Below are 20,324 nucleotides of genomic sequence, written 5' to 3'. Positions count from 1 at the left end.
CTATCCATATGATTGTATTCGTGACAGTCTGATTGCGCCAAGGCAGACGACCGGCCGGATTCGTGCTAAACCTCGCCGTGCCGCCTGCTGGCAAACGGAGAGTGCCTTGCGCCCGATGCGCGTCCTTTTGATGCTGACTGCCCTCACGCAGCCCCTGGCCGCCGAGGACTGGAACGTGCTGGTCATTGGAAATCCCTCACGCTCGGCACCGACGGCCTTTGCCGATTCGCATGCCGCGGCCGAGGCGTTTCGGGAAATGGCAATCGGACCCGTCACCCTGCGGCGCGAAGTTGGGGCCGACGCCTTGGCCCAGGCGCTGGACGGCCTGGCCGGATCATCCAAGGTTCTGATCTACTTCGCCGGGCCGATCGGCACCGGGTCATCCGGCCCCATGCTGATGGGTCAGGGCGGCGGCGACCCGCGCGGCGCCATTGATCCGCTGCTTGCCCGCCTAGCCGCAAGCGGCACGACCGAGGTGGCTCTGCTGATCGAGGATTGCGCCGGCGCTCCGGGCTTTGCCGGCCGGCTGGTCGCGCCTCAGCTTCCGGCCGGACTTTCGGCTTATGTGGCAGCCTCGTCCGGGGTTTCCGCAACCTGCCCAGCCAGCCCGGACCGCCTGACCGACCGGCTGCGGCTGGCGCAGGCCGGGCCGCTGCAAGACAGCCTCGCGGGGCTTTGGACGGGCGCGACCAGCCTTGCGCCGCTGGTGGTTGCCCCAGCCGCACCCCCCTCCACCCCTGCCAGCGCCGCATTGGTCGATGTGGTGGACGGCGACGTGATCCAGATCGCCCCGGTCGCAGTCTCGGCCGCCGCCGCGACCGAGGTGATCGCCGGCATCGCCATCGACCCCCCGCCCGAGACACCCGAACCCACCGCCACGACATCCGCAACGCCCTCGGCAGAGCCGGCTGTATTCCGTCCGTTGCGCGACGAGGACATCCTTGCCATCCCCGTCGCCGCCGGGATGCCGCAGCCCTCCATCATCGTCGGCCTGATCCGCGCGCCCGAACCGGAACCAGAGCCCGAACCAGAGCTTCCACAGATCGCCTACGACGACCTCGCCGCGCGTGAGGCGTTGCGCACCGAAGATCCCGCCCTCTTCGGCACTCTGGTTCAGGCTGGCGGGCTTGATCCGCCGCCAGAAAGCCTGGTCGTGGCATTGCAGACGGAATTGCAGCGCTCGGGTTGCTATACGGCTGCGGTGGATGGCCAGTGGGGCAACGGCTCGCGGCGGGCGGTCGACCGTTATGCCGAAACGGCGGGCCTCAGCCCCGTCACCCGCGATCCCGATATCTCGCTGTATCGCCAGATCGTACTGGCCGGCCAGGTCGCCTGCCCCGCACCAGTGGCCGAGGCCGCCCCCGCCCGCACGACCACGACCCGGACAGCCGACCCCGCCCCATCGACCGCGCGCGCCGCCCCTGCGCCCGCACCCGCACCAGCGCCGGCTCCGGCACAGCCCTCTGGAGGGCTTTCGAACTCGGCCCTTGGGGGGGTCTTCCGCTGAGGCGCAGCGATGCAACTGGAGAAAGACCCCAGGTTCCAGCAAGCCGCCAGCCGGGCGCGGTCGCGGCAGCGCACCCGCAAGCTGCGGCTGGCCGTACCCGCCGTTGGCGGTCTGTGCCTGGTGCTGGCGGTGGGTTACCTGCTGTGGCCCCAGGCTGACAGCCCGCTGGATAGCGCCGAGATCGAGGAAGCGACCCCGGCTGCAGAAGGGGACGACCAGCTTTCGATGGTCCAGGTGGCCGAAAGTGCATCGGCTGGGGTTGATGCCGTCCGACTGCCCTTCCTTGATCTGCCGCGCGATCCCCTGATCCTGAACTTTGAAACCGACGCCTCGAAGATCAAGGAGGTGGTCGCCCCTGCCGAGGTCGCCGCAGACCGCGCCGGTCCGCCTCCGGCCGGCCTGAACCTGTTGCAGGACGCGCTGGTCGTGAAGGAAACCCAGCTGGTCACCACCATCCCCTCGACCCGGGCCGAGCTGGCCTTCTTCCAGTCAAGCCGCGCCAGCGCAATTGCTACCGAGCCATCGCAGCCCACGGCGATATTGGCCGAGGCAGGCAATCTGGTGACCATCGAAGGCGATTCCGGCAGTTGGGGAGAGCTGGTCGGCGAGGGTGAGGATACCATCACCTATGTTGAGACCCAGATCGAGAACACCACTTCGGTGGCCTATCTTCTGCGCGACACGGCGCGGTTGGAGCTGTTCCGTGACCGGATCGCGCTGTTGCAGACTGACCGGCCGCTGGTCGCCCTTCTGGTTGAGGCAGGCCTGGCCGATGCCGAGGCTGCCCAGGCCGCAGCCGCCAGCACCCGCTTGCTGGCGACCCCCGAAGCCCTGCCTGCCGGAACCCTCGTTGCTCTGCGATTGAAGCCGGACGTGCGCGGCACCTCGCTTTTGCAGATGACGCTGTACAGCGGCGAGACCTATCTTGGCACCCTGGCGCAGATCGGTCCCGGCCGGTTCGATACTGGCGCCGACCCCTGGATTGGCGAGGACCTTCTTGCCCGCAGCGACAAGGTCCGCCCGGAAGCCGCACCGAAGGATATCCGCCTGCTGGACGCGCTCTACTCGGCCGGGATTCGCAACGGGCTGTCCACCACGCTGGTCGGCGAATTGATCGTGACCATGTCACGCACCCATGACCTGGAGCGTTATGCGGCCGATGGCGACCAGGTCACGGTCCTGTTCGCCAGCACCCCCCCGCCCGAGGCTGGCGCGGGACAGATCCTTTTCGCTGGAATCTCGGGCCCCTCTGGCAAGATGGACTGCTACATCGTGCCCGACCCCACCGCCGAAGGCTATCGCTGCGCCGGCGCCCGCGCGGCGGTGGGCGGGGGGATCGGCCATGGTCTGGTGATGCCGGTGGCGGGGGCGGTCACCTCAGGCTTCGGGCCGCGGACGCACCCGATCCTGAAACAGGTGCGCAACCACGACGGACTGGACTGGGGCGCACCCACCGGCACCCCGGTCCAGGCTGCGGCGGACGGTGTCGTGGTCCAGATGGGCGACGGCGGGGCCTATGGCAACGTGATCTACATCGACCATCCGGGCGGGCGGCAGACGCGCTATGCTCACCTCGATGGCTTTCGGGACGGCCTGCAGATCGGCGCCAGCGTCACGGCGGGCGAGTTGATCGGCTATGTCGGAACCACCGGCCGCTCGACCGGGCCGCACCTGCATTTCGAGTTGCGGATCGACGGCAAGGCGGTTGACCCGATGGGCGGCGGCACCAGCGGCGGGGCGATTGACGCCCTGGTCTCGCGGATCGTCGATGTCGAAAGCGCGGGCAAGGCGGATGCGGCGAACAGCCGTTCGACGGCGGTGGGTCTGGGGCAATTCATCGAAGGCACCTGGTTGCGGATGATGCAGACCTATCGGCCGGACCTTGTCGCCTCACTGGGACGCGAAGAGTTGCTGGCGCTGCGGACAAACCCCGAACTCTCGCGCGAGATGATCGCCAACCTGGCCCGCGAAAGCGAAGCCTATCTGCGGGACCGGGGGCTAGAGGCGACGGCAGGGCGGCTTTATCTCGCGCACTTCCTGGGGTCCGAGGGCGCGGTTGTCGCACTGCGGGCGGACCCGACAAAGTCCGTTCTGGACGTGATGGGGGCGGGCGTCGTCAGTGCGAACCCCTTCCTGACCGGCAAGACCATGGGCGATCTGGTCGCCTGGGCAGATGCCAAGATGTCGGGCAGCAAGGGCGCCGTCGCGGTGGCTGTCCTGTCCGAGGAGGACCGGGCCTATATGGCGCTGGTCGACACGATCCTGGCACAGGGCTGACGGGCCAAGGTGGAAACGGGCCCGGAACCTGCCGGGCCCGCAAAGGTCACACGCCGACGGCGGATTGGAACGCCTCTTTCACGGCCTTCTCGAAGCCCTTCTTGATGACCATCTGTTTGATCATGCTGGAGGTGATGGTCTGGGCGATACCCGACCCGACCGCCGACACGCCCTTGGAGAAGTACAGCTTGTAGAACGCCTCCATCGTCATCGAATGGGCGAAGTTGACGAAGATCTGCGCCGAGGTCTGGTAGAACCCCGGATCGCGCTCCATGATCATCGGGTTGCCGCGGGCCTGCATCGCCACTTCGGCCACGTTCATGCCGTTCATTTTCACCCCGACCATGCCACCTGCCTTGAAGGCGAGCCATTCACCGGCCGAGACGTTGCCGTCCTTGTTGGCGTCCTTGTCGTCGTAGAAGGCCACCACGGTCGCGGCGGTATCGCCGATGAAGCCGATGGCCCCGATGGCCTTGTTGAAGCGGGTGACGAGAATCCAGTCCATGGGTCAGTCCTTTGCTTTAAAATACAGGTCTTGTGTCAGGCAAGGTCGTAACGGAATGCGCCCTCGTCGATCTCGACGTGGACGCGGGTGATATCGTCGCCTGAAACCATGCGGCCTAGAACCTGGCGCGACAAGTCAGGCAGAAGCGAATTGGTGATGATGTTGTCGATCATCCGGCCACCGCTGTCGGGGTCGCGGCACTGGTCCACGATATGGTCCAGAACCTTGTCCGAGTAGTCGAAGACCGCGCCATGCGCCTCGCGTAGGCGGCGACCGACCGACCCCAGTTTCAGCCGGGTGATGCTGCGCAACACATCCGGCCCCAGCGGGAAATACGGGATCACGACCAGACGGCCCAACAGCGCGGGCGGAAAGACATCCAGCAGGAACGGCTTCAACCCGGCATCGACCTCGTCCAGATCAGGGATCGTCTTGCCGCCTTCGGCCATCTCCATGATCACGTCCGTTCCGACGTTCGAGGTCAGCAGGATCAGCGTGTTTCGAAAGTTGATGCGACGGCCGTTGCCGTCCTCCATCACGCCCTTGTCGAAGACCTGGAAGAACAGTTCATGCACATCGGGGTGGGCCTTTTCGATCTCGTCCAAGAGGACGACCGAATAGGGTTTGCGGCGCACCGCCTCGGTCAGCCTGCCACCCTCGCCATAGCCGACATAGCCGGGCGGCGCGCCTTTCAGAAGCGAGACGGAATGCGCCTCCTGGAACTCCGACATGTTGATCGGGATGACGTTCTGTTCCCCGCCATACAGCGCCTCGGCCAGCGCCAGCGCGGTCTCGGTCTTGCCGACGCCCGAGGGACCGCACAGCATGAACACACCGATGGGCTTTTCCGGGTTCCCAAGGCCTGCGCGGGCGGTCTGGATGCGCTTGGCAATGGCGGTCAACCCGTGGTCTTGGCCGACCACGCGTTCCTTCAGGTGGTCGGCAAGCTGCAGGATCGACTGCAACTCGTCCTGCATCATCCGCCCGGCCGGAATCCCGGTCCAGTCCGAGATGACCGAGGCCACCGCCTGCGCATCGACATGGGCATAGACCATGCGGTCGTCGGGATGCGTCGCCTCCAGCATGGTCATCGCCGATTTCAGATCGTCGCGGGTGGCATCGTCCTTGTCCGCAACAGCGCGCAGGGCAAGGATCTTGTCGACGACGGCCTTCTCCGCCTCATACTTCTGCTGGAAGCTTTCCAGTTCCGCCTGAGTGGCAGCCACTTCGGCGCGGGCCTCGGTGATCCGCTCCTCGTCCGTGTCGCCCAGGTCGCGCTCGGCCTCCTTTGCGGCGATCTCGGTCTCCAGCGCGGCGATCTTCTGTTGCAGGTCGGCGATGCGGGCGGGGATTGCGGCCTGGCTGACGGCGACGCGGGCGCAGGCGGTATCCAGCAGGGACACGGCCTTGTCGGGCAATTGCCGGGCCGGGATATACCGCGCTGACAGGGTCACGGCAGCGACAATCGCCTCGTCCGAGATGCGGACCTGGTGGTGCGCCTCCATCGGCCCAAGGATGCCGCGCAGCATATAACAGCAGCGGGCGGTGTCCGGTTCGTCGACCATCACCGGCTGGAAACGGCGGGTCAGTGCGGGGTCTTTTTCGAAATACTTGGCGTATTCCGACCATGTCGTCGCTGCGATGGTCCTCAGGGTGCCCCGCGCCAACGCCGGTTTCAGCAGGTTTGCCGCATCGCCCGTGCCCGCAGCACCCCCGGCTCCGATCAGGGTATGCGCCTCGTCGATGAACAGGATGATCGGGACGGGCGAGGCCTGCACCTCATCAATCACCGATTTCAGGCGTTGTTCAAATTCACCCTTCATCGCCGCCCCCGCCTGCATGGCCTGGATATCCAGCTCGTACAGCCGGGTGCCCTTCAGCTTGGGCGGCACGTCCCCGGCAGCCAGGCGCTGGGCAAAGCCTTCGACCACGGCGGTCTTGCCCACGCCAGCCTCGCCCGTCAGGATCGGGTTGTTCTGGCGACGGCGCAACAGGACGTCGATAATCTGGCGGATTTCGTCGTCGCGGCCCTTGATCGGGTCCATCGTGCCCGCCGCCGCCGTCATGTCCTTGGCGAACCGGCCCAGCGGGCTGTTGCCGCTGGGGGCCGCGCCCGTGGCATCCGGCGCGGTCAGGCCCGAGCCATCCATCGGCCGCATGTCGTCTTCTTCGCTGTCGGCCCAAAGCGTCCGGGCCTCTCGCGCCAGCTGGTCGGCCGAGATCGCCTCGAACACCGGCGAGGCGCGCATGAGGGCGCGGCGCAGGTTCTGGTCGTTCAGCAGCGCCAGCAGGATATGCCCAGTGCGGATCTGCACCTCGCCAAAGAACAGGGTGGCATAGGTCCAGGCATGGTTCAGCGCATCGCCCAGGTGTTCGGAAATGCCGGGGCCTTCGGTGACGTTCTTGTCCAGGTTCCCGACCGCGCGGTCCAGATCCTTCAGCGCCGCCCCCCGGTCCAGGTTCAGCGCGGCCAGAGTGACGGCGATATCCGCATTCTGGTTCGACAAGGCGTGGAACAGGAAATGCGACAACTCGACATTTCGGTTCCGCTCGCCCCGCGCGTGGCGCATGGCCTGCAGGAAGGCATCATAGCCCGCGCGATTCAGCTTGCCGGCGTATTTCTCGATGGAAATCTCGGTCATTCATAACTCCTGTCAGGCTACCTCGGCCAGAGCCAGCCGGAAATTCGTGCCCTTGACAAACCCCTCGCCCTCGCCCGGCGGGGCAACGCAGGCCATCCAGCCAAGTTGGCCGGATTTGCCCATCACCGTCGGCTCGACCTCGCGCTGGGGCAACCACAGCGCGACGTCGACTTCGAAGGCCATCCCAAGATAGCTTTGCACCACAGTCTTGACTTGCGTGTGGTCCGGCCCCCCCGGAAGGAAGCGGCGATAGCTTTCCAGCGTGGCGGCGCGGATGTGGATGCGGATCTTTTCGCCGATCGAGAGGATGCGGCGGCCAAGGTGGATATTCTGCCCCAGAGTTGAGCCCTGCATCCCCAAGCGGCTTAGACTGTCCGGCTCGAACTCCATCCAGGCGGGAACCATTTCCTCGATCGAGACGTCGGCCTTGAGGTGAAGCTCCAGCATCTGCCGCAAGCGAACCGGGCTTCGGACGCGGCCGACGAACAACCCGATGTTGCGCAGGCGCAGCGTGTCCACCGTGTCGGACTGGTCGCGAAATGCCGGGGTGCCCAGCCCAGCAAAGGACAGCAGATACTTCTGAAAGCGGTCGTCAGGATGGTCGAACTGGCCAATCGCGCGGGCGTCGGACCAGGCGCGGAACAGAAGGCCGATGAACCGGGTCGCGAAGATGTCGGTGAAATCGACAAAGGCCCGGTCGCCGGCTTCGACCCAGCCCAGCACCTCTTCGGTCAGGGTCAGCGGCAGCGCCCCTTGCGGGCCGTAAAAGCCCATCACGCGGGGCCGCACCCGGGGCGGCGACAGGTCGAGCCGCGCCTCGGTCAGTTCGGCATCGGGAAAGGTCAGGAACGGGTCCTGCCCCAGGGCCGCGACCTCGTCCCGCGTCCGTTCGGCCCGACCGATCCGCGGCTTGTCGGGTGCCGTCCGCTCCAACTGGCGCAGCAGGGCCAGAAAGCCGGGCATAGCGTCCTCGTTCATAGCAGCGGCCCCGTCCCGGACCGGGGTGGCCAGGTCTTGATCGTCCCGCGCTGGATCGAGACGATGACACATTGGGTGAACGAGTTCACCGCAGCATATTCAGCCAGAAAGCGGTCGATCACCGCGCCCAGCAGCATGATGCCCGAGCCTTCGAATTCATCCTCGTCAAAGATCAGGCGCACCTCGATCCCGCGTGCAGGGTGAAACCCATCGTCATAGCGCAAGGTCCGCACGATGGGCCGCGTCTCGACCGCGCGCAGGCCGTCGATCTGCGTGTCGCTGATCGTGTCCGACAGGCTGATGAACATGCGCAGCAACTCGCGCAGCGGCGCGGCCCCCTTGCCGGCGCGGTCGTTCAGCAGCCCGTGAAAGGACAGCGACAGGAAACTGATCAGCCGCCAGTGCACATCGCCCGTGCCGGACATCTGCCCGCCCCGAGGTTCCGCATCCAGCGCCGACTCGCGCGGGGCGGTCGGGCCGGCGACGCAGGACAGGGTCACCGTCTGGTCCTGGCAAAGCGCGAATAGTTCCTTGGCCTGGGCGATGGGCAGGTATTCCGGCAGGTGCCGGTTCGAGCACAACGCCTTCACCTGCAAACGTTGCGCCTGCTCTTGCCCCTCGGGTTCATAGACCGAGATGAACGTCTCGGTCCCGCGATAGCGATAGCGCGAGGCACCAAAGCGGGCCTCTTGCGGGCTAAGGCGACGGGGCTTCTGCCGCGTCGTGTAGTACATGGCCTGCCGTGGGTCGATGCCGTCGCCGGGCGTGGCATAGAGGGGCAACACCTCGACCTTGTTCTGATTGCCCCGGTAATGGGCGTAAACCTCGGTCAGGCTATAGATTTCATAATGCGTTGCGGGGCTTGCGTCCGGCGTCACCACGAACTCGGCGCGCCGGTTGTCCATGCGCACCTGGCTGGAGAACTCTTCGAACAGGTTCACCGCCGCCGCGCAGTGCAGCCGGACATGCGACGCGTCCAGGCGGGCGGCGAGGTTGGCGTTCGAGCTGTCGAACTCCAGGATCAGCTGGGCGCGGGCCGACCGGATGCGCCGCAGGGCCTGGCGCAGGCCGGTCAGCCGGAACCCCAGATAACGGCGCGGAAAGGTGAAGGCGTCCCGCAGCAGGGCAAAGCCGCTGAACAGCGCGCCCGAATGCGGCAACAGCGGCGGTGCGGCGTCGAAGCCGATCTGTTGCAGGCTGTCGGGCGCTAGGCGCAGAAAGACCGGATCGCCGTTCTTGTCCTCATACCGAAGCGAGGCGCGGACCAGCCCCGCGTGGACCTGTTCGTAAAGCTGCACTGCGTCGGCCAGCGGACCGGTGAAGTGCAACGGCAACTCGTCAAGCGCCAGGTCGGACAGCAGACCAGAGGCGCCGCCGACAGCCACCCCGATCCGGGTCAACTCGATCTCCAGCCCCGCTTTGGTGCCTTGGGCCACATCCTGACCCAGCGCGCCCAGGGTGGCTGGGGCAGCGTGATAGCGCAGGCGCGACAGCTCCAGCGGCCACAGCGCCAGGGGCTCGGCCAACCGATAGCGGCAGCTGACCCGCTTGTCGGAATCATTGAAGAAGGCGTCCAGATACTCGCCCGCTTCAAAGACCAGCCCCTGTGCCAGATCGCGAACGCCGGCGGGCGCAGTGGCCTGCACCAGCATCGCACTGGGGACCGGCCGCAGCATGTCGGGAAAGATCTGGTCCAGAAGCTCACGCGTGAAGGTGCGGAACTCCTCGTCCATCTTCACCTGGACCCGCGCGGCCAGGAAGGCGGACCCTTCCAGAAGACCCGCGATCGACGGGTCCAGGTTTTCCTGCATCAACCCGCCAAGCCGGTCGGCCAGGCCGGGATACTCGGCGGCGAAATCTGCCGCGCGCTCCTTCAGGATGGCCAGTTCCCGGTTATAGGCGTCGCGGAAAGCCTTCTTCACGACGCCACCCGCCTGCCGCGCATCCGCAGCTTTCCGGCGCCCAGATCAACCTCGGCGCGAAAGTCGATCGGCACATCGACCGGGTCGGCCATCAGTTCCGCCGTGACCTGGATTTCCAGCCGGTGGCTGGTCCCGGTCGCGTCATCGGCCACCCGCACCTCCAGCGTTTCGGGCACGATGCGCGGCTCATGGTCCAGCAGCGACTGCCGGATCGAAGCGACGACCGCAGAGGAGTTCAGGTCGCGCGCCGTCACGTCCGACAGATCGCGGAACCCGTAATTCAGGACCGAGCGTTCGACATGCGGCGCGTCGTCCAGATCGACGGCCGCGCCAAGCTGGATCGTGTTCATCAATGCGCTCAGGTCGGCTTGCACATGCGCCCGCAGGGTGCCTTCGTCCACGCCGTCGCGCCGCATCTTGCTGCGGCTGGTGATCGCGGCGTCGCCCTGCGCGTCCGGGACCAGATCGACGCGCGCGTCACGGTCGCGATGGGCCGCCCGGAAGATCTGCATCAGGGACACGCGCGACCGATCGCCCTTGCGCATCAAGCGGCGGCTGGCCTTGGCAGGATCGTCTGGGTCAGTGGCCATGCGCTATGTCCGGTCCGTGGCGCTACGCGACCGGCAACGCCAGAAGTGGCGAGGCGCCCCCGGCGCCCCGCCCTGTCAATTGCCCGATGCGGATCAGACCGCTTCGTTCCGGCGGATATCCCAGCCAGCGGTGCTTTCCGGGCCAGCCGAGCCGTCCATTTCCTGCTTGGTGTAAGTTACTTCGAACTTGGAGAAGTTGATCGCGATCGACTCGGTCACACGCTCCAGCCCGTCCCGCGCGCCCGAGGTCTGATAGGACGAGATCAGAAGATCGGTCATCTTCAGGCGGAAGTAGACCACCGGGCTGTCGCCGCCGGCTTTCATCACCACCAGCTCGGCGTTCGGGATGTGCTTGCCGTTGCAGACATGCTTGATCAGGTCGTGGGTCGAAGCATCGACAAACTTGGTCACGTTCAGGTCCTGGACCGAAACCTTGCCCGAGCCGCCGCCCATGCCTTCATGCGTCGTGCCCGACTGCGTCGCGCCCCAGCTCCAGCCGTGGACCTGGATCCAGTCTTCATAGCCTGCAACGGGGGACTCGCCGCGAATCGCGTCGCCAAGTTTCAGAAGGATATTGTCAGCCATAGTCATCACTCCTTTGAACACCGCCCACCGGGCGGACAATTGCTGTTAAATTACTTGCCTTGCGGCAGCTTGGAGACCAGGCTCATCCCGATATCCATTCCCTCCAGTTGGAAGTGAGGCTTGAGGAAGAACTTGCCCAGATAGTAGCCCGGGTTCAGCTCGTCCTCGATCACTTCGACCTTGGCCGCAGCAAGCGGCTTTTTGGCCTTTTCCTTTTCGTCCGCACTTTCCGGGTTTCCGGTGACGTACTTGTTAATCCAGCTTTGAAGCTGTTGCTGCAGCTGATTCTTGTCGGGGCTTTCCCCGATCTTGTCGCGCACCATCACCTTCAGGTAATGGGCGAACCTTGAAATGGCGAAGATATACGGAATGCGCGAGGACATGTTGTCCGACGCCGTGGCCGCATCATCGACATACTTCTTCGGCCGATACAGCGACTGCGCACCGATGAAGGCCGCCTTGTCGGTGTTCTGCCGGTGGATCAGGCCGATCAGGCCCGCCTTCGACAATTCGCCCTCGCGCCGGTCGGTGATCGACACTTCGGTCGGGCATTTCAGGTCTTTCGAGCCGTCGCCAGTCTCGAACACATGGGTCGGAAGGTTCTCCACCTCACCGCCGGACTTCACGCCGCGGATGCGGACGGTCCAGCCGTGTTCCTTGAACGCACGGTTGATATTCGCCGCCATCGCATGGGCCGCGTTCATCCAGGCGTATTTGCTGCCGTTGTGGCCGTCGGTCTCTTCCTCGAACGAGAACTCCTCGACCACCGAATTGGAATTCTGGCCATAGGGCTCCCGCGCCAGGACGCGCGGCAGGGTCAACGCCAGGAAGCGCGAATTCGGGCTGTCGCGCAGGCTGTTCCACTGGGCATAGTCGGGCGTCGTGAAGATTTCCGACAGGTCCGGCGGCGCGCCGACTTCGTTCCAGCTGTCCAGACCCAGCAGCGAGGGCGCAGCCGACGACACGAAGGGGCAAAGCGCGCTTTCAGCGATCTTGCCGATCGAGGTCAGCAGGTTCACGTCCGCACTGGAATGGTCGAACTGATAGTCTCCGATCAGCACGCCATAAGGCTCGCCGCCCAGGGTGCCCAGGTTCTGCTCATAGACCATGTCATGCAGGGGCGACTTGTCCCACTTGGCCCCCGGATAGCGCCGCATCATCGAGGCCAGTTCGGACTTCGAGACGTTCAGCACCTTCACCCGCAGCGTGGCGTCGGTTTCGGACTGGTTCAGCGTATAGGCCAGACCGCGCCAGGACGATTCCAGCTTCTGGAATTCCTCGTGGTGCAGGATCTCGTTCACCTGCGCGCTCAGCTTCTGGTCAAGCTTGGCCAGAATCGCGTCGATCGTGTCGATCACGTCATCCGCGACCAGCGCCTGATCACCCATCGCCTCGCGCACAAGGGCAACGACGGCGTTGTCCACCTCGCGCGCGGCGACTTCGGTGCGTGGCTTGATCGTCTGCTTCAGGATATCCGAAAATTCGGAAAGCTCGTCCAGAGCCTGGCCCTGCGCCGACGCATCGCGTTGTGTTTCAGTCGCCATCCTTGATCCCCTGATTGCCGCCTGGTCCTAAGCCTGGCTGCGTTATTCTTCATCCTTCTGGGCGCGTTCGGCCAGGGCGGCCATCAGCTCCGGGTCGGCAAGCAATTTCTTGATCTGTTCCTGCGCCTTGGGCTTCGCGCTCATGTAACGCTGCAGGTTCGCCAGATGCTGACGCGCCTCCAGCAGCTTTTTCAGCGCGGGCACCTGGGCGGCGATTCGCGCCGGCTCGAAATCGTCCATCGAGTTGAACTGCAGCGCCACGCCCAGCTTCTGGTCCGACCCCTCGTCAAGATGGTTTTCGGTGGTGAAAGTCACCCCCGGCTTTGTCGCCTCCATATAGGCGTCAAGCGTATCTTTCGTGACATCGGTAAAGGTGCGTTCTTCGGTCGGGGGCTTTTCCACCCCAGGGTTGTTGCCCGACAGGTCGGACAGCACACCCATCACGAAGGGCAGTTCGACCATCCGCTCGCTGTTGTAAGGGTCCTGGTAGGAAATCTGGACCCGAGGGGGACGGTTGCGCTTGATAAAACCAGAGCCCGAGTTAGAAGCCATTCCGCATCTCCATCCGAATGCGCGACAGTGAATAGTGTTATTGGTTTCAAGTCAATGTGTTCGGAGGAATTCCAGACCTACTGTTTCCTGGGAATTAACTCATCCACCAGCGCCTGAAAATCCTTGTCCATGTAACTGCGGGCCCGCTGCAGAAGCAAGGGCACGGGGCTGCTCTTCTCGCGGTTGCGGAAGTAATCCTCGACCGACCGGATCACGGCCGTCGCCTCGGCGGGTCCGGTGACGGACGGCGGCGCCGTGTTGACCTGCGGTTCGATGGCACTCAGGGGCAGATTGTCCTCGCTCAGGCTTTTCAACCGCTGGGCCGGAAGGGCAAAGCCGGTCTGCGGCCCGAAGGCGACGATGGCCTTGCCCGCGTCGTCCGGCAACAGCGCCTCCAGCGCCTTGACCAGGGGCTGGCCGATCAACTGCCGCGCCTGGCGGACCAGAAGCAGGGCGGCCGACGACGGCTCGAACGTCTGGAAATAGGTCTCGCAGGCCACCAACGCCTGCCGCGCCTCGGCATGGTTGGCAAAGGCGACCATCACCGGCGCAGCAGGGGCCGGCGCGGCACTTGCTGACGGCATTGCCGACGACCCGGCCACGGGCGCGGGTGCGGGCTGCATCACCGGGGCATCCGAACCGCGCAGGTCAGGCCGCGCCCCGGTGATCTCGGTGCGCATTTCCTCCAGCACCTTCAGCACCGCTTCAAAATTCGGCGCAAAGGGCGTCGAGGGATGACTGCGGCAGGCCGAAGAGATCCGAACCAGCGCCTCGGAAATCCGGGACAGCGCCGCGTGGACCACATCGACCCGGCTGCGATTGGCCGGTGATCCCAGCATGTCGCGCAGGCCCTGCAGGGACAGGCCCACCTCGTCACTGTAGGGGGTGAACCGCCCTTCGGCCACCTGGATGCGGCGCAAGGTCACCTCGGGCGTGCCGTTCAGACCCATGAAGCGCAGCGCGGTGACCATGGTGATCGGCTGCGCCAGTTCGGACAGCGCATCCCGGCGCTGGGACACATCGCCGTCGATCTGGGGATGCACCTCGTCGCCATAAAGCGCGATCAGGTCGGCGATGGTTTCGACGGCATCGGCCACGCCGGTCGGGCGCCCGGCCAGACAGTCGAACTGCGCTTGCAGGGCCAGAAGCCGAATGTCGCGGCTGCGCTGAAGCAATGACCGGATGCGCGCCGTCTCGGTGGCGATGTCGATGCTTTTGGGGTCAAAGATGCGATCCTCGGTCCGCTGCCCGCCCCCGGTATCCATTCCGGGCACGACATAGCGTTCCGGCAACCGGCCTACCGCGTCGAAATAGTATTCGACGAAATCGCCGTCGTCCGTCGCGTCAAGGTTCGGCCCGCAGAGGCTCTCTTCCGAGACCGGTGCCGTCGCCCAATCGAAGCCCATCGTCCACTCCCACCCGTCGAAGACCTCGCCGCACGCGTCGCCATCGTATGACGAACGACCCGCCGGTCAAGCGTCCGCGCTAATCCCCTGCCTTGCCGACCGCCGCTGCATAATGCTTGGCAAAGGCGTCCAGGAACGCATCCAGCATCCCATGCTCGCCCGCCTCGACCTTCGCATCCCAGCGCTGGATGTAGGTCTCCCAGAGCTTGCCCTTTGACGCGGCACCCAGGATGCCGGACCCCGCCCCATCCTCGACCTCGTCCGGCGAAAGGCCCGACAGCACCGCCGCCAGCGCCGGTTGCAGCGCGGCAAAGAACGCGGCCTGGTGCCGCCGGATATCGGCCAGTGCATTGCCCAGCCCTTCCGCGCCCTCCATGAAGCCGTCGCGGCGGCGCAGGAACATCGCCTCGATGATCTGCTCGGCATCGGGCAGGAACTTCATCGGGTTGTTCCCGGTTGCGCTGCGCATCGTCCGCTCACCGCCCCGGGTGAACTGCTTAACGGCCGAGCGGTCGCGCAGCAGCAGCATGATCTCGGTCGTGGCGTTGCGCATGGCGCGACCCAACTCGCGGGCCATGCGGTCGGCATCGACACTGGCAAAGTCGGCGGGGTTCAGACCCGCGCCCTCGCAGAAGGCACGAACAAAGTCCTGCCCGCCCAGCGCCGGCGCGACCGGCTGCGGTGGGACCGGCGGGGCATAGTCAAACCCTGTCGGCGGCGCCGACGGGGCCGGATGCGGCATCGGCACGGCCGGCACGAAATCGCGGGCCACGTCGTCCAGCCACTGCGGCTGTCGCGGCAAGGAGACCGGGTTCACCGGCGTCTGCGCCATGCCAAAGTCCCAGGGATCGGCGTCAGTCGCGCGGTGCACTGGTGCCGCCGCATACCCCTCCACCACGATCACGTAATGCCCCACCGTCAGGCGCTCGCCCGGCACCAGACGATGCGGCCCCTGCAGCCGGTAGGGGCTGCCCTGCAGGAAGGTCCCGTTGGTGGACACATCGGTCAACCAATATCCCCCGTCGCGATAGGCGACCGAGAAATGGTGGCTGGAGATATGACGCGCCGGATCGGGCAGCACCCAGGTCATGCCCTTGCTCCGCCCCACATCGCAGCCCGACTGGTTCAGCGTGATGCTGATCGGGCCGCCGTGCTCAAGCACGTCGAAGTTCTCGATGCGCAGGGTCAATGTCATGGCGAGAAGGCAAATTCCGTGTGTTCAGGATGCCGCAGCGGCGGCGTAAGGCTCAGTAGGCACGAAACAGCTGCTCCGCCAGACGGACCAGGCGCAACAGATGGTGCGGCCGATTCGACAGCTGGCACTGCGCCAGCGCGGACAGGACCGCCGCATTCACCGCCCGCGGGGTCCGGTGCGGCGCCACCGGGGACGGATCGTTCGGCGCGATCTGCGCCCCCGACCAGCCCGCGGCCAGCCCCAGCATCACCGCCGCCGTCCGGCGTTCCGCGAAAAGCGCGGTTTTCATGATCTCATAGCGCAGCGCCTGGTCGCCGCTGCTGCTCCACTGGGCGATATGCTCCAGCAGCTCGCGGTCATGCGGGGTGAAATCAGCGCGCAGGTTGCGCAGACATTCGTACCCCCACCACACCGCGACCCGGGGCACCGCGGCAAAGGCGGCGAAGGTCACCGATTCCTCGGGCGTGGCCGAGGCCTGCAACCGCGCCAGGAAATCCAGGCTGTTCTCATCCTCGCGCGGGCGCAATTGCGTCAGGTTGCGCAGCTGCGGCATCGCGGAATACAGCTCGTGCGGCGTGGAATAGCGTAGGACGGACACCTGCGCCGATGCCTGCGACGGGGGTCGCGTCTTTTCGCCTTCGTCGATTTCCAGCAGCCCCGACATACGCGCTTCTCCTGGCAAAGGCCGGTTTTTCCGCAGACTGGCAGACGATTGAGCAGTTCGGCAAGCTCCGTCAAGCGGGCGGTTCGGTCAGAAACAGCGTCCACCGCTCGGATCGCAGGGTATCGACCTCATGAAACGGCGCTTCGATAAAGCCGCGACGGATGCAATCGCTGTCGCCCCGGATGGTGAAACGATCAGGCGCCACGCACATCCGTGTGGCGCCGGACAGGATCACTTTGCCGAAAACGTCCTGCGCAAAGACATAGACATAACGCACCGACAGGGTTTCGGTCAGCACATTGGCGCATTGGTTCGGGCCGATCGTCCACCAGCCGTCGGTGACGAACACATCGCCCTCCGACTTGCCGATGGCCACGTTGACCATGTCAAAAGTCTGGTTGCAGACCGCGAAATCGGCCTGGGCCGGATTTGCGCCCCATGCTGCTGCCAAAAGGACCGAAGCCCGCCAGAAGTGATTCACCATGCCCGGACCCGACTGCTGATCGCCGCAGCATAGCCACATGTCGCAAAGACGCCACGGGCCGCGCACCGCATTTGCGGTTCCATCTATCGAAACGGCATTGAATGTGATATCCAATGCGAATGAAACGCGCCCTGCTCACCGCAATCTTCCTGATTTCCAGCGCGCCGGCTATGGCGCTGGACGTTGAAGAATTCGTTGCGACCATGTCGATGGGCACGCCGGCCCCGGCTTCACCGCAGGCCGATGCCACGATTACCGCTGGCGCCAAGGATACCGACACCGCGCCCAAGCAAAAGACCCGGCCCCGCGACGGCGGCCTGTCGCTGCAGTCGGTCTGGATGATCGGCGTTTTCCGCTAGGCTGGCCCGGACGCCAAGGCACGATCATGGTTGACTTGCGGGCGGCCATCCTCTCCAACTTCACCCGAACATGCTGATTTCCATGGGGGTTCCATGACTGCTTCGCTGCGCCTGGCATCCAGTCTTGCGGTCGTCCTTGGGCTCGCCATTGCCCCGGCCGTCGCGCAGGATGCAACCGCCTTCGAGCTTGACCTGAACGCCGCGACCGAGACCGAGGGGGGCGGCTGTCGCCTGACCTATGTCGCGACCAACCTGTCGGACCTGGCGTTCGAACGGACCGCCTTCCAGGTCGGCCTGTTCGACGCCGAAGGCACCGTGACCCGGCTTCTGGTGCTGGAATTCGGCGAACTGATCGCCGGCAAGACCAAGATCCTGCAATTCGAACTGGCCGGCAGCAGTTGCGCAACGATCTCGCGAATCGTCGTCAACGATGTTGCGGCCTGCACCCTTGCAGACGGCACCACGTCAGATTTCTGCCTGTCCCGGCTGGTCGCGACCTCGCGCACGGCAATCCAGTTCGGGATCTGATCCCTTTTTCCCCAAGGACCTTCCACCATGTCCTCATTGCCTGACTTCGTGACCGCCGGGTTCATGACGATCTTCGTTTTCGGTGCCCTTTCTGCCCTTTCGGTGATGGCGGTCAGTGTCGGGATCTTCAAGATCATACAGTTTGCCCGCCTTGGCGTCGGCAAGCGCAAGGCGGCCGAGGCGATCTTGCAGAACTGGCTCTCCGGCCGCCCGGATGAGGCGATTCGCCTGGCCTCCGGCCGCCGGTCGGTGCTGGCGCGGGTGCTGCAATCGGTGTTCTCGGCCCAACAGTCCCGCCCCGGCGACACCGCCTATGCCGAGGAGTTGGGCCGCCAATCCGCCATTCTGGAAATCGCCCAGATGACCGAACGGATGCGCCTGCTGGAAATGGTCGTGCAGGCCGCCCCGATGCTGGGCCTGCTGGGAACCGTCGTCGGCATGATCGACGCCTTCGCCGTGCTGTCCCAGGTCGAAGGGGCGGTCGATCCGGCCGGGCTGGCCGGCGGCATCTGGGTCGCGCTGACCACCACGGCGGCCGGTCTGGCGGTCGCGCTGGTGACCTACTTCATCGCCACCTGGCTGGACGCAAAGATCGAGCGCGAGCGCAACCTGATCGAGGCGCTGATTTCGGCCGCCGTCTATGGCCGGGTCGAACAGGGCGCCAGGCTCTCCTAGGCGATGGCGGCCTTCCATCTCCCCCGGGAAAGGCGACCGAACTACCGTTTCGGCTTTACCGCATTTGCCGACACGATGTTCCAGTTGCTGATCTTCTTCATCCTGTCGTCCGGGATGACGCCGTTCTCGCTGATCACGCTAAAGACCGCCGCCGCGATGACCGAAGGCGGCACCGGCGATGGCGGTGGTGACGGTTCCTCTCCCGCCGCGGCCGTCGCCCCGCCCGAACTTGCGCTTTGGACCATTGAAGGCGGCGAGCTTCTGATCAGCGGCCAGCGCTTTCCCTATGACATGCTGCCCGCGTTGGCCGAGGCTTTGGGAACTCCGGCCGCACCGGCCGATGTCGTCCTGATCGTGCGCGGCAGCGCGCAGGTGCAGGATGTGGCCACCGTCCTGTCCGCCTTGCAGGCGGCCAACGTCGGCTCGGTCCGCATCGCGGCAGAGGGGGGCTAAGGTGCGGCGACTCCTCCCCGAACCCGAAATCCGGCCCAAGCCCGACACCTCGTTGTTCATCGTGAACATCGTCCTGCTCCTGATCCTGTTCTTCCTTGCGACCGGCCAGTTGATGAACGCCCCCCCTTCAGCGGTGGAGCTGGCGGAAACCAGTGAGCTTCCGGTCGAAAGCCTGCCGAAGCCCCTCTTGGTGGTTGGCGAGGAGGGGCTTGAACTGGACGGCACGCCAATCCCAACCGAGGGGCTGGCACAGGCGCTTGAAGGCGCGACGCGGCTGCACGTCCTGATCGCCCGCGACCGGCCGGCCAGCGACCTTGTCACCCTGCTGTCGCGCCCCGAATTCGCCGATCTGGAACTGCGTCTGGTCACCGTCCGCACCAACAGCCAGGAAGCACCATGAGCATCCTGCCCTATGGCGAAGCTTCGGTTTTCGGCTGGACCAGCGCCTATGGCCTGTCCGTCGCGCTGCACGGTGCTGCGGCCTTCGGCATCCTGGGCGGCTTCGGCGGCTTTCTCCTCCCCCCGCCCGAGCCACCCGAAAACGCGCCCTTCATGATCAGCTTCGCCCCGCTCGACTCGCAGCCGGTGGAGCCGATGGACCTGCTGCCCGACCCGCAAGACCCCGTTGCCGAAACGCCGGCCGAACTTGCCCCCGAAACCATTGCCGCCACCACACCCGAGGCCGAAACGCTCCAACCCGTCGCGGCCGAGGAGCTGGCACCCGAGGTCGTGACGAATCAGGTCGAGGAGGAGGCGCGGCCGATCCTGCCCTCTGACGGTCCGTCCGACAGTGCAGGCGGCGTCGCCGCCGCGCCCGAACCGCCGGCATCGGCGACGGAACAGGACCTTGCCCTGGCCGACTGGATCGACCGAATTCGCGGCACCCAACCGCCCACCTGCCTTGCCGCCGTCCTGCGGCGCGAGGGCGAGGTGGGCGTGGGTCTGGCCCTGGTCGCTTCGGATCAGGGCGCGATGGCAGGCTATGGCGATCAACTCCTTGGCACCGCCACCAGCCAACCCACGGTCAGCCGCATCCTGATCGACCCCCGTCAGTGCCCCGCGCTGGACTTCCTGCGTGCCCATGCCGAATACCCGGCCACCCGTCTGGGCCTTAGCCTTGACGCCACCGCCGTCACGTCAGGCGGGCGGATGACCGGCTTTGTGCGGGGGGCGGCCGGGCGGCAGTTGACGCTGCTTCTGGTCGACGACAACGGCGTGGTGCAGAACCTGAACCGCTTCCTGTCCTTCTCGGGCAATCTTGCGCGGTTCGACGTGCCCGTCACCCGCGACGGCGCGCCGCGTCCCACCGGCCAGATCCTGATCGCACTCGCCACGCGCGGCCAGCCGTCCCAGCTTCTGGATCGCGCCGGGCAACTGGCCGAGGATGTCTTTCCCGGACTACCCTCCGACCTGTCCGAAAACGCCCTCCTCGCCCTCGCCACGGTCGAGGTGCGCTGA

Annotated in this window: 20 protein-coding genes; 8 read left to right on the top strand and 12 right to left on the bottom strand. The window is 65.6% G+C overall.

Features of this window, described 5'->3' with window-relative positions:
• Nucleotides 1–106: 106 nt before the first annotated feature.
• Nucleotides 107–1,507 (top strand): peptidoglycan-binding domain-containing protein, encoded by a 1,401-nt coding sequence (locus tag CXR42_RS19330; RefSeq protein WP_180996025.1) that lies wholly within the window; start codon nt 107–109, stop codon nt 1,505–1,507.
• A gap of 9 nt (nt 1,508–1,516) precedes the next feature.
• Nucleotides 1,517–3,784, top strand: coding sequence for a peptidoglycan DD-metalloendopeptidase family protein (locus CXR42_RS10455; protein ID WP_103257481.1), 2,268 nt, complete (start codon nt 1,517–1,519; stop codon nt 3,782–3,784).
• A 46-nt stretch (nt 3,785–3,830) separates the two neighbouring features.
• On the opposite strand, the gene CXR42_RS10450 is transcribed toward CXR42_RS10455, so the two are convergent.
• From CXR42_RS10450 to CXR42_RS10395, 12 genes are all read right to left on the bottom strand, one after another.
• Entirely contained in the window at nt 3,831–4,289 is a 459-nt protein-coding gene (locus CXR42_RS10450) for a hypothetical protein (protein ID WP_103257480.1), read from the bottom strand.
• A gap of 35 nt (nt 4,290–4,324) precedes the next feature.
• Nucleotides 4,325–6,931: a type VI secretion system ATPase TssH gene (gene tssH / locus CXR42_RS10445; protein ID WP_103257479.1), complete on the bottom strand. Its 2,607-nt coding sequence runs from the start codon at nt 6,929–6,931 to the stop codon at nt 4,325–4,327.
• 12 nt (nt 6,932–6,943) lie between these two features.
• Complete coding sequence (gene tssG, locus CXR42_RS10440) at nt 6,944–7,909, bottom strand: type VI secretion system baseplate subunit TssG (RefSeq protein ID WP_180996024.1); 966 nt, start codon at nt 7,907–7,909, stop codon at nt 6,944–6,946.
• The gene (tssF, locus tag CXR42_RS10435) at nt 7,906–9,831 is read right to left on the bottom strand and encodes a type VI secretion system baseplate subunit TssF (RefSeq protein WP_103257477.1); all 1,926 of its coding nucleotides are present in this window, start codon (nt 9,829–9,831) and stop codon (nt 7,906–7,908) included. Before tssF ends, tssG begins: the two co-directional genes overlap by 4 nt.
• The gene (tssE, locus tag CXR42_RS10430; protein WP_103257476.1) at nt 9,828–10,421 is read right to left on the bottom strand and encodes a type VI secretion system baseplate subunit TssE; all 594 of its coding nucleotides are present in this window, start codon (nt 10,419–10,421) and stop codon (nt 9,828–9,830) included. The genes tssF and tssE overlap by 4 nt, the downstream gene beginning before the upstream one ends.
• A gap of 93 nt (nt 10,422–10,514) precedes the next feature.
• Nucleotides 10,515–11,006: an Hcp family type VI secretion system effector gene (locus tag CXR42_RS10425; RefSeq protein ID WP_103257475.1), complete on the bottom strand. Its 492-nt coding sequence runs from the start codon at nt 11,004–11,006 to the stop codon at nt 10,515–10,517.
• A 50-nt stretch (nt 11,007–11,056) separates the two neighbouring features.
• A complete protein-coding gene (gene tssC / locus CXR42_RS10420; protein WP_103257474.1) occupies nt 11,057–12,550 on the bottom strand; it encodes a type VI secretion system contractile sheath large subunit in 1,494 nt (497 codons plus the stop codon).
• Between the two features lie 42 nt (nt 12,551–12,592).
• The gene (gene tssB / locus CXR42_RS10415) at nt 12,593–13,102 is read right to left on the bottom strand and encodes a type VI secretion system contractile sheath small subunit (RefSeq protein ID WP_103257473.1); all 510 of its coding nucleotides are present in this window, start codon (nt 13,100–13,102) and stop codon (nt 12,593–12,595) included.
• Nucleotides 13,103–13,179: 77 nt separating this feature from the next.
• Nucleotides 13,180–14,508 (bottom strand): type VI secretion system protein TssA, encoded by a 1,329-nt coding sequence (locus CXR42_RS10410; protein WP_103257472.1) that lies wholly within the window; start codon nt 14,506–14,508, stop codon nt 13,180–13,182.
• A gap of 79 nt (nt 14,509–14,587) precedes the next feature.
• The gene (tagH, locus tag CXR42_RS10405; RefSeq protein ID WP_103257471.1) at nt 14,588–15,703 is read right to left on the bottom strand and encodes a type VI secretion system-associated FHA domain protein TagH; all 1,116 of its coding nucleotides are present in this window, start codon (nt 15,701–15,703) and stop codon (nt 14,588–14,590) included.
• A gap of 52 nt (nt 15,704–15,755) precedes the next feature.
• Nucleotides 15,756–16,367, bottom strand: a complete 612-nt coding sequence (locus CXR42_RS10400; protein WP_103257470.1) for a DUF6931 family protein — start codon at nt 16,365–16,367, stop codon at nt 15,756–15,758.
• A 70-nt stretch (nt 16,368–16,437) separates the two neighbouring features.
• Complete coding sequence (locus tag CXR42_RS10395; protein ID WP_103257469.1) at nt 16,438–16,851, bottom strand: DUF1036 domain-containing protein; 414 nt, start codon at nt 16,849–16,851, stop codon at nt 16,438–16,440.
• 119 nt (nt 16,852–16,970) lie between these two features.
• Here CXR42_RS10395 and CXR42_RS10390 point away from each other — a divergent pair, with 119 nt between their 5' ends.
• The 6 genes from CXR42_RS10390 (at nt 16,971) to CXR42_RS10365 (ending at nt 20,324) form a co-directional block, all read left to right on the top strand.
• Nucleotides 16,971–17,210 carry a hypothetical protein gene (locus tag CXR42_RS10390; RefSeq protein WP_103257468.1) on the top strand — a complete coding sequence of 80 codons (240 nt, stop codon included), beginning with the start codon at nt 16,971–16,973 and terminating at the stop codon, nt 17,208–17,210.
• A 93-nt stretch (nt 17,211–17,303) separates the two neighbouring features.
• Nucleotides 17,304–17,738: a hypothetical protein gene (locus tag CXR42_RS10385; protein ID WP_245875413.1), complete on the top strand. Its 435-nt coding sequence runs from the start codon at nt 17,304–17,306 to the stop codon at nt 17,736–17,738.
• 27 nt (nt 17,739–17,765) lie between these two features.
• The gene (locus CXR42_RS10380) at nt 17,766–18,413 is read left to right on the top strand and encodes a MotA/TolQ/ExbB proton channel family protein (RefSeq protein WP_245875412.1); all 648 of its coding nucleotides are present in this window, start codon (nt 17,766–17,768) and stop codon (nt 18,411–18,413) included.
• Between the two features lie 3 nt (nt 18,414–18,416).
• A complete protein-coding gene (locus tag CXR42_RS10375; RefSeq protein ID WP_103257467.1) occupies nt 18,417–18,866 on the top strand; it encodes an ExbD/TolR family protein in 450 nt (149 codons plus the stop codon).
• Nucleotide 18,867: 1 nt separating this feature from the next.
• A complete protein-coding gene (locus CXR42_RS10370; protein WP_103257466.1) occupies nt 18,868–19,266 on the top strand; it encodes a biopolymer transporter ExbD in 399 nt (132 codons plus the stop codon).
• Complete coding sequence (locus tag CXR42_RS10365; RefSeq protein WP_103257465.1) at nt 19,263–20,324, top strand: hypothetical protein; 1,062 nt, start codon at nt 19,263–19,265, stop codon at nt 20,322–20,324. The genes CXR42_RS10370 and CXR42_RS10365 overlap by 4 nt, the downstream gene beginning before the upstream one ends.

The organism is Tabrizicola aquatica, from assembly GCF_002900975.1.
Taxonomy (GTDB): domain Bacteria; phylum Pseudomonadota; class Alphaproteobacteria; order Rhodobacterales; family Rhodobacteraceae; genus Tabrizicola; species Tabrizicola aquatica.
Note: the sequence above shows the minus strand (reverse complement) of the source record. Positions and strands in the feature narration are given on the sequence as shown.

What these genes read in the sequence shown, in the direction of transcription:
- CXR42_RS10455 (WP_103257481.1), top strand. Translation starts at nt 1,517, where the DNA reads ATGCAACTGGAGAAAGACCCCAGGTTCCAGCAAGCCGCCAGCCGGGCG.
- CXR42_RS10450 (WP_103257480.1), bottom strand. Translation starts at nt 4,289, where the DNA reads ATGGACTGGATTCTCGTCACCCGCTTCAACAAGGCCATCGGGGCCATC.
- tssH (WP_103257479.1), bottom strand. Translation starts at nt 6,931, where the DNA reads ATGACCGAGATTTCCATCGAGAAATACGCCGGCAAGCTGAATCGCGCG.
- tssG (WP_180996024.1), bottom strand. Translation starts at nt 7,909, where the DNA reads ATGAACGAGGACGCTATGCCCGGCTTTCTGGCCCTGCTGCGCCAGTTG.
- tssE (WP_103257476.1), bottom strand. Translation starts at nt 10,421, where the DNA reads ATGGCCACTGACCCAGACGATCCTGCCAAGGCCAGCCGCCGCTTGATG.
- CXR42_RS10425 (WP_103257475.1), bottom strand. Translation starts at nt 11,006, where the DNA reads ATGGCTGACAATATCCTTCTGAAACTTGGCGACGCGATTCGCGGCGAG.
- tssC (WP_103257474.1), bottom strand. Translation starts at nt 12,550, where the DNA reads ATGGCGACTGAAACACAACGCGATGCGTCGGCGCAGGGCCAGGCTCTG.
- tssB (WP_103257473.1), bottom strand. Translation starts at nt 13,102, where the DNA reads ATGGCTTCTAACTCGGGCTCTGGTTTTATCAAGCGCAACCGTCCCCCT.
- CXR42_RS10410 (WP_103257472.1), bottom strand. Translation starts at nt 14,508, where the DNA reads ATGGGCTTCGATTGGGCGACGGCACCGGTCTCGGAAGAGAGCCTCTGC.
- tagH (WP_103257471.1), bottom strand. Translation starts at nt 15,703, where the DNA reads ATGACATTGACCCTGCGCATCGAGAACTTCGACGTGCTTGAGCACGGC.
- CXR42_RS10400 (WP_103257470.1), bottom strand. Translation starts at nt 16,367, where the DNA reads ATGTCGGGGCTGCTGGAAATCGACGAAGGCGAAAAGACGCGACCCCCG.
- CXR42_RS10395 (WP_103257469.1), bottom strand. Translation starts at nt 16,851, where the DNA reads ATGGTGAATCACTTCTGGCGGGCTTCGGTCCTTTTGGCAGCAGCATGG.
- CXR42_RS10390 (WP_103257468.1), top strand. Translation starts at nt 16,971, where the DNA reads ATGAAACGCGCCCTGCTCACCGCAATCTTCCTGATTTCCAGCGCGCCG.
- CXR42_RS10385 (WP_245875413.1), top strand. Translation starts at nt 17,304, where the DNA reads ATGACTGCTTCGCTGCGCCTGGCATCCAGTCTTGCGGTCGTCCTTGGG.
- CXR42_RS10380 (WP_245875412.1), top strand. Translation starts at nt 17,766, where the DNA reads ATGTCCTCATTGCCTGACTTCGTGACCGCCGGGTTCATGACGATCTTC.
- CXR42_RS10375 (WP_103257467.1), top strand. Translation starts at nt 18,417, where the DNA reads ATGGCGGCCTTCCATCTCCCCCGGGAAAGGCGACCGAACTACCGTTTC.
- CXR42_RS10365 (WP_103257465.1), top strand. Translation starts at nt 19,263, where the DNA reads ATGAGCATCCTGCCCTATGGCGAAGCTTCGGTTTTCGGCTGGACCAGC.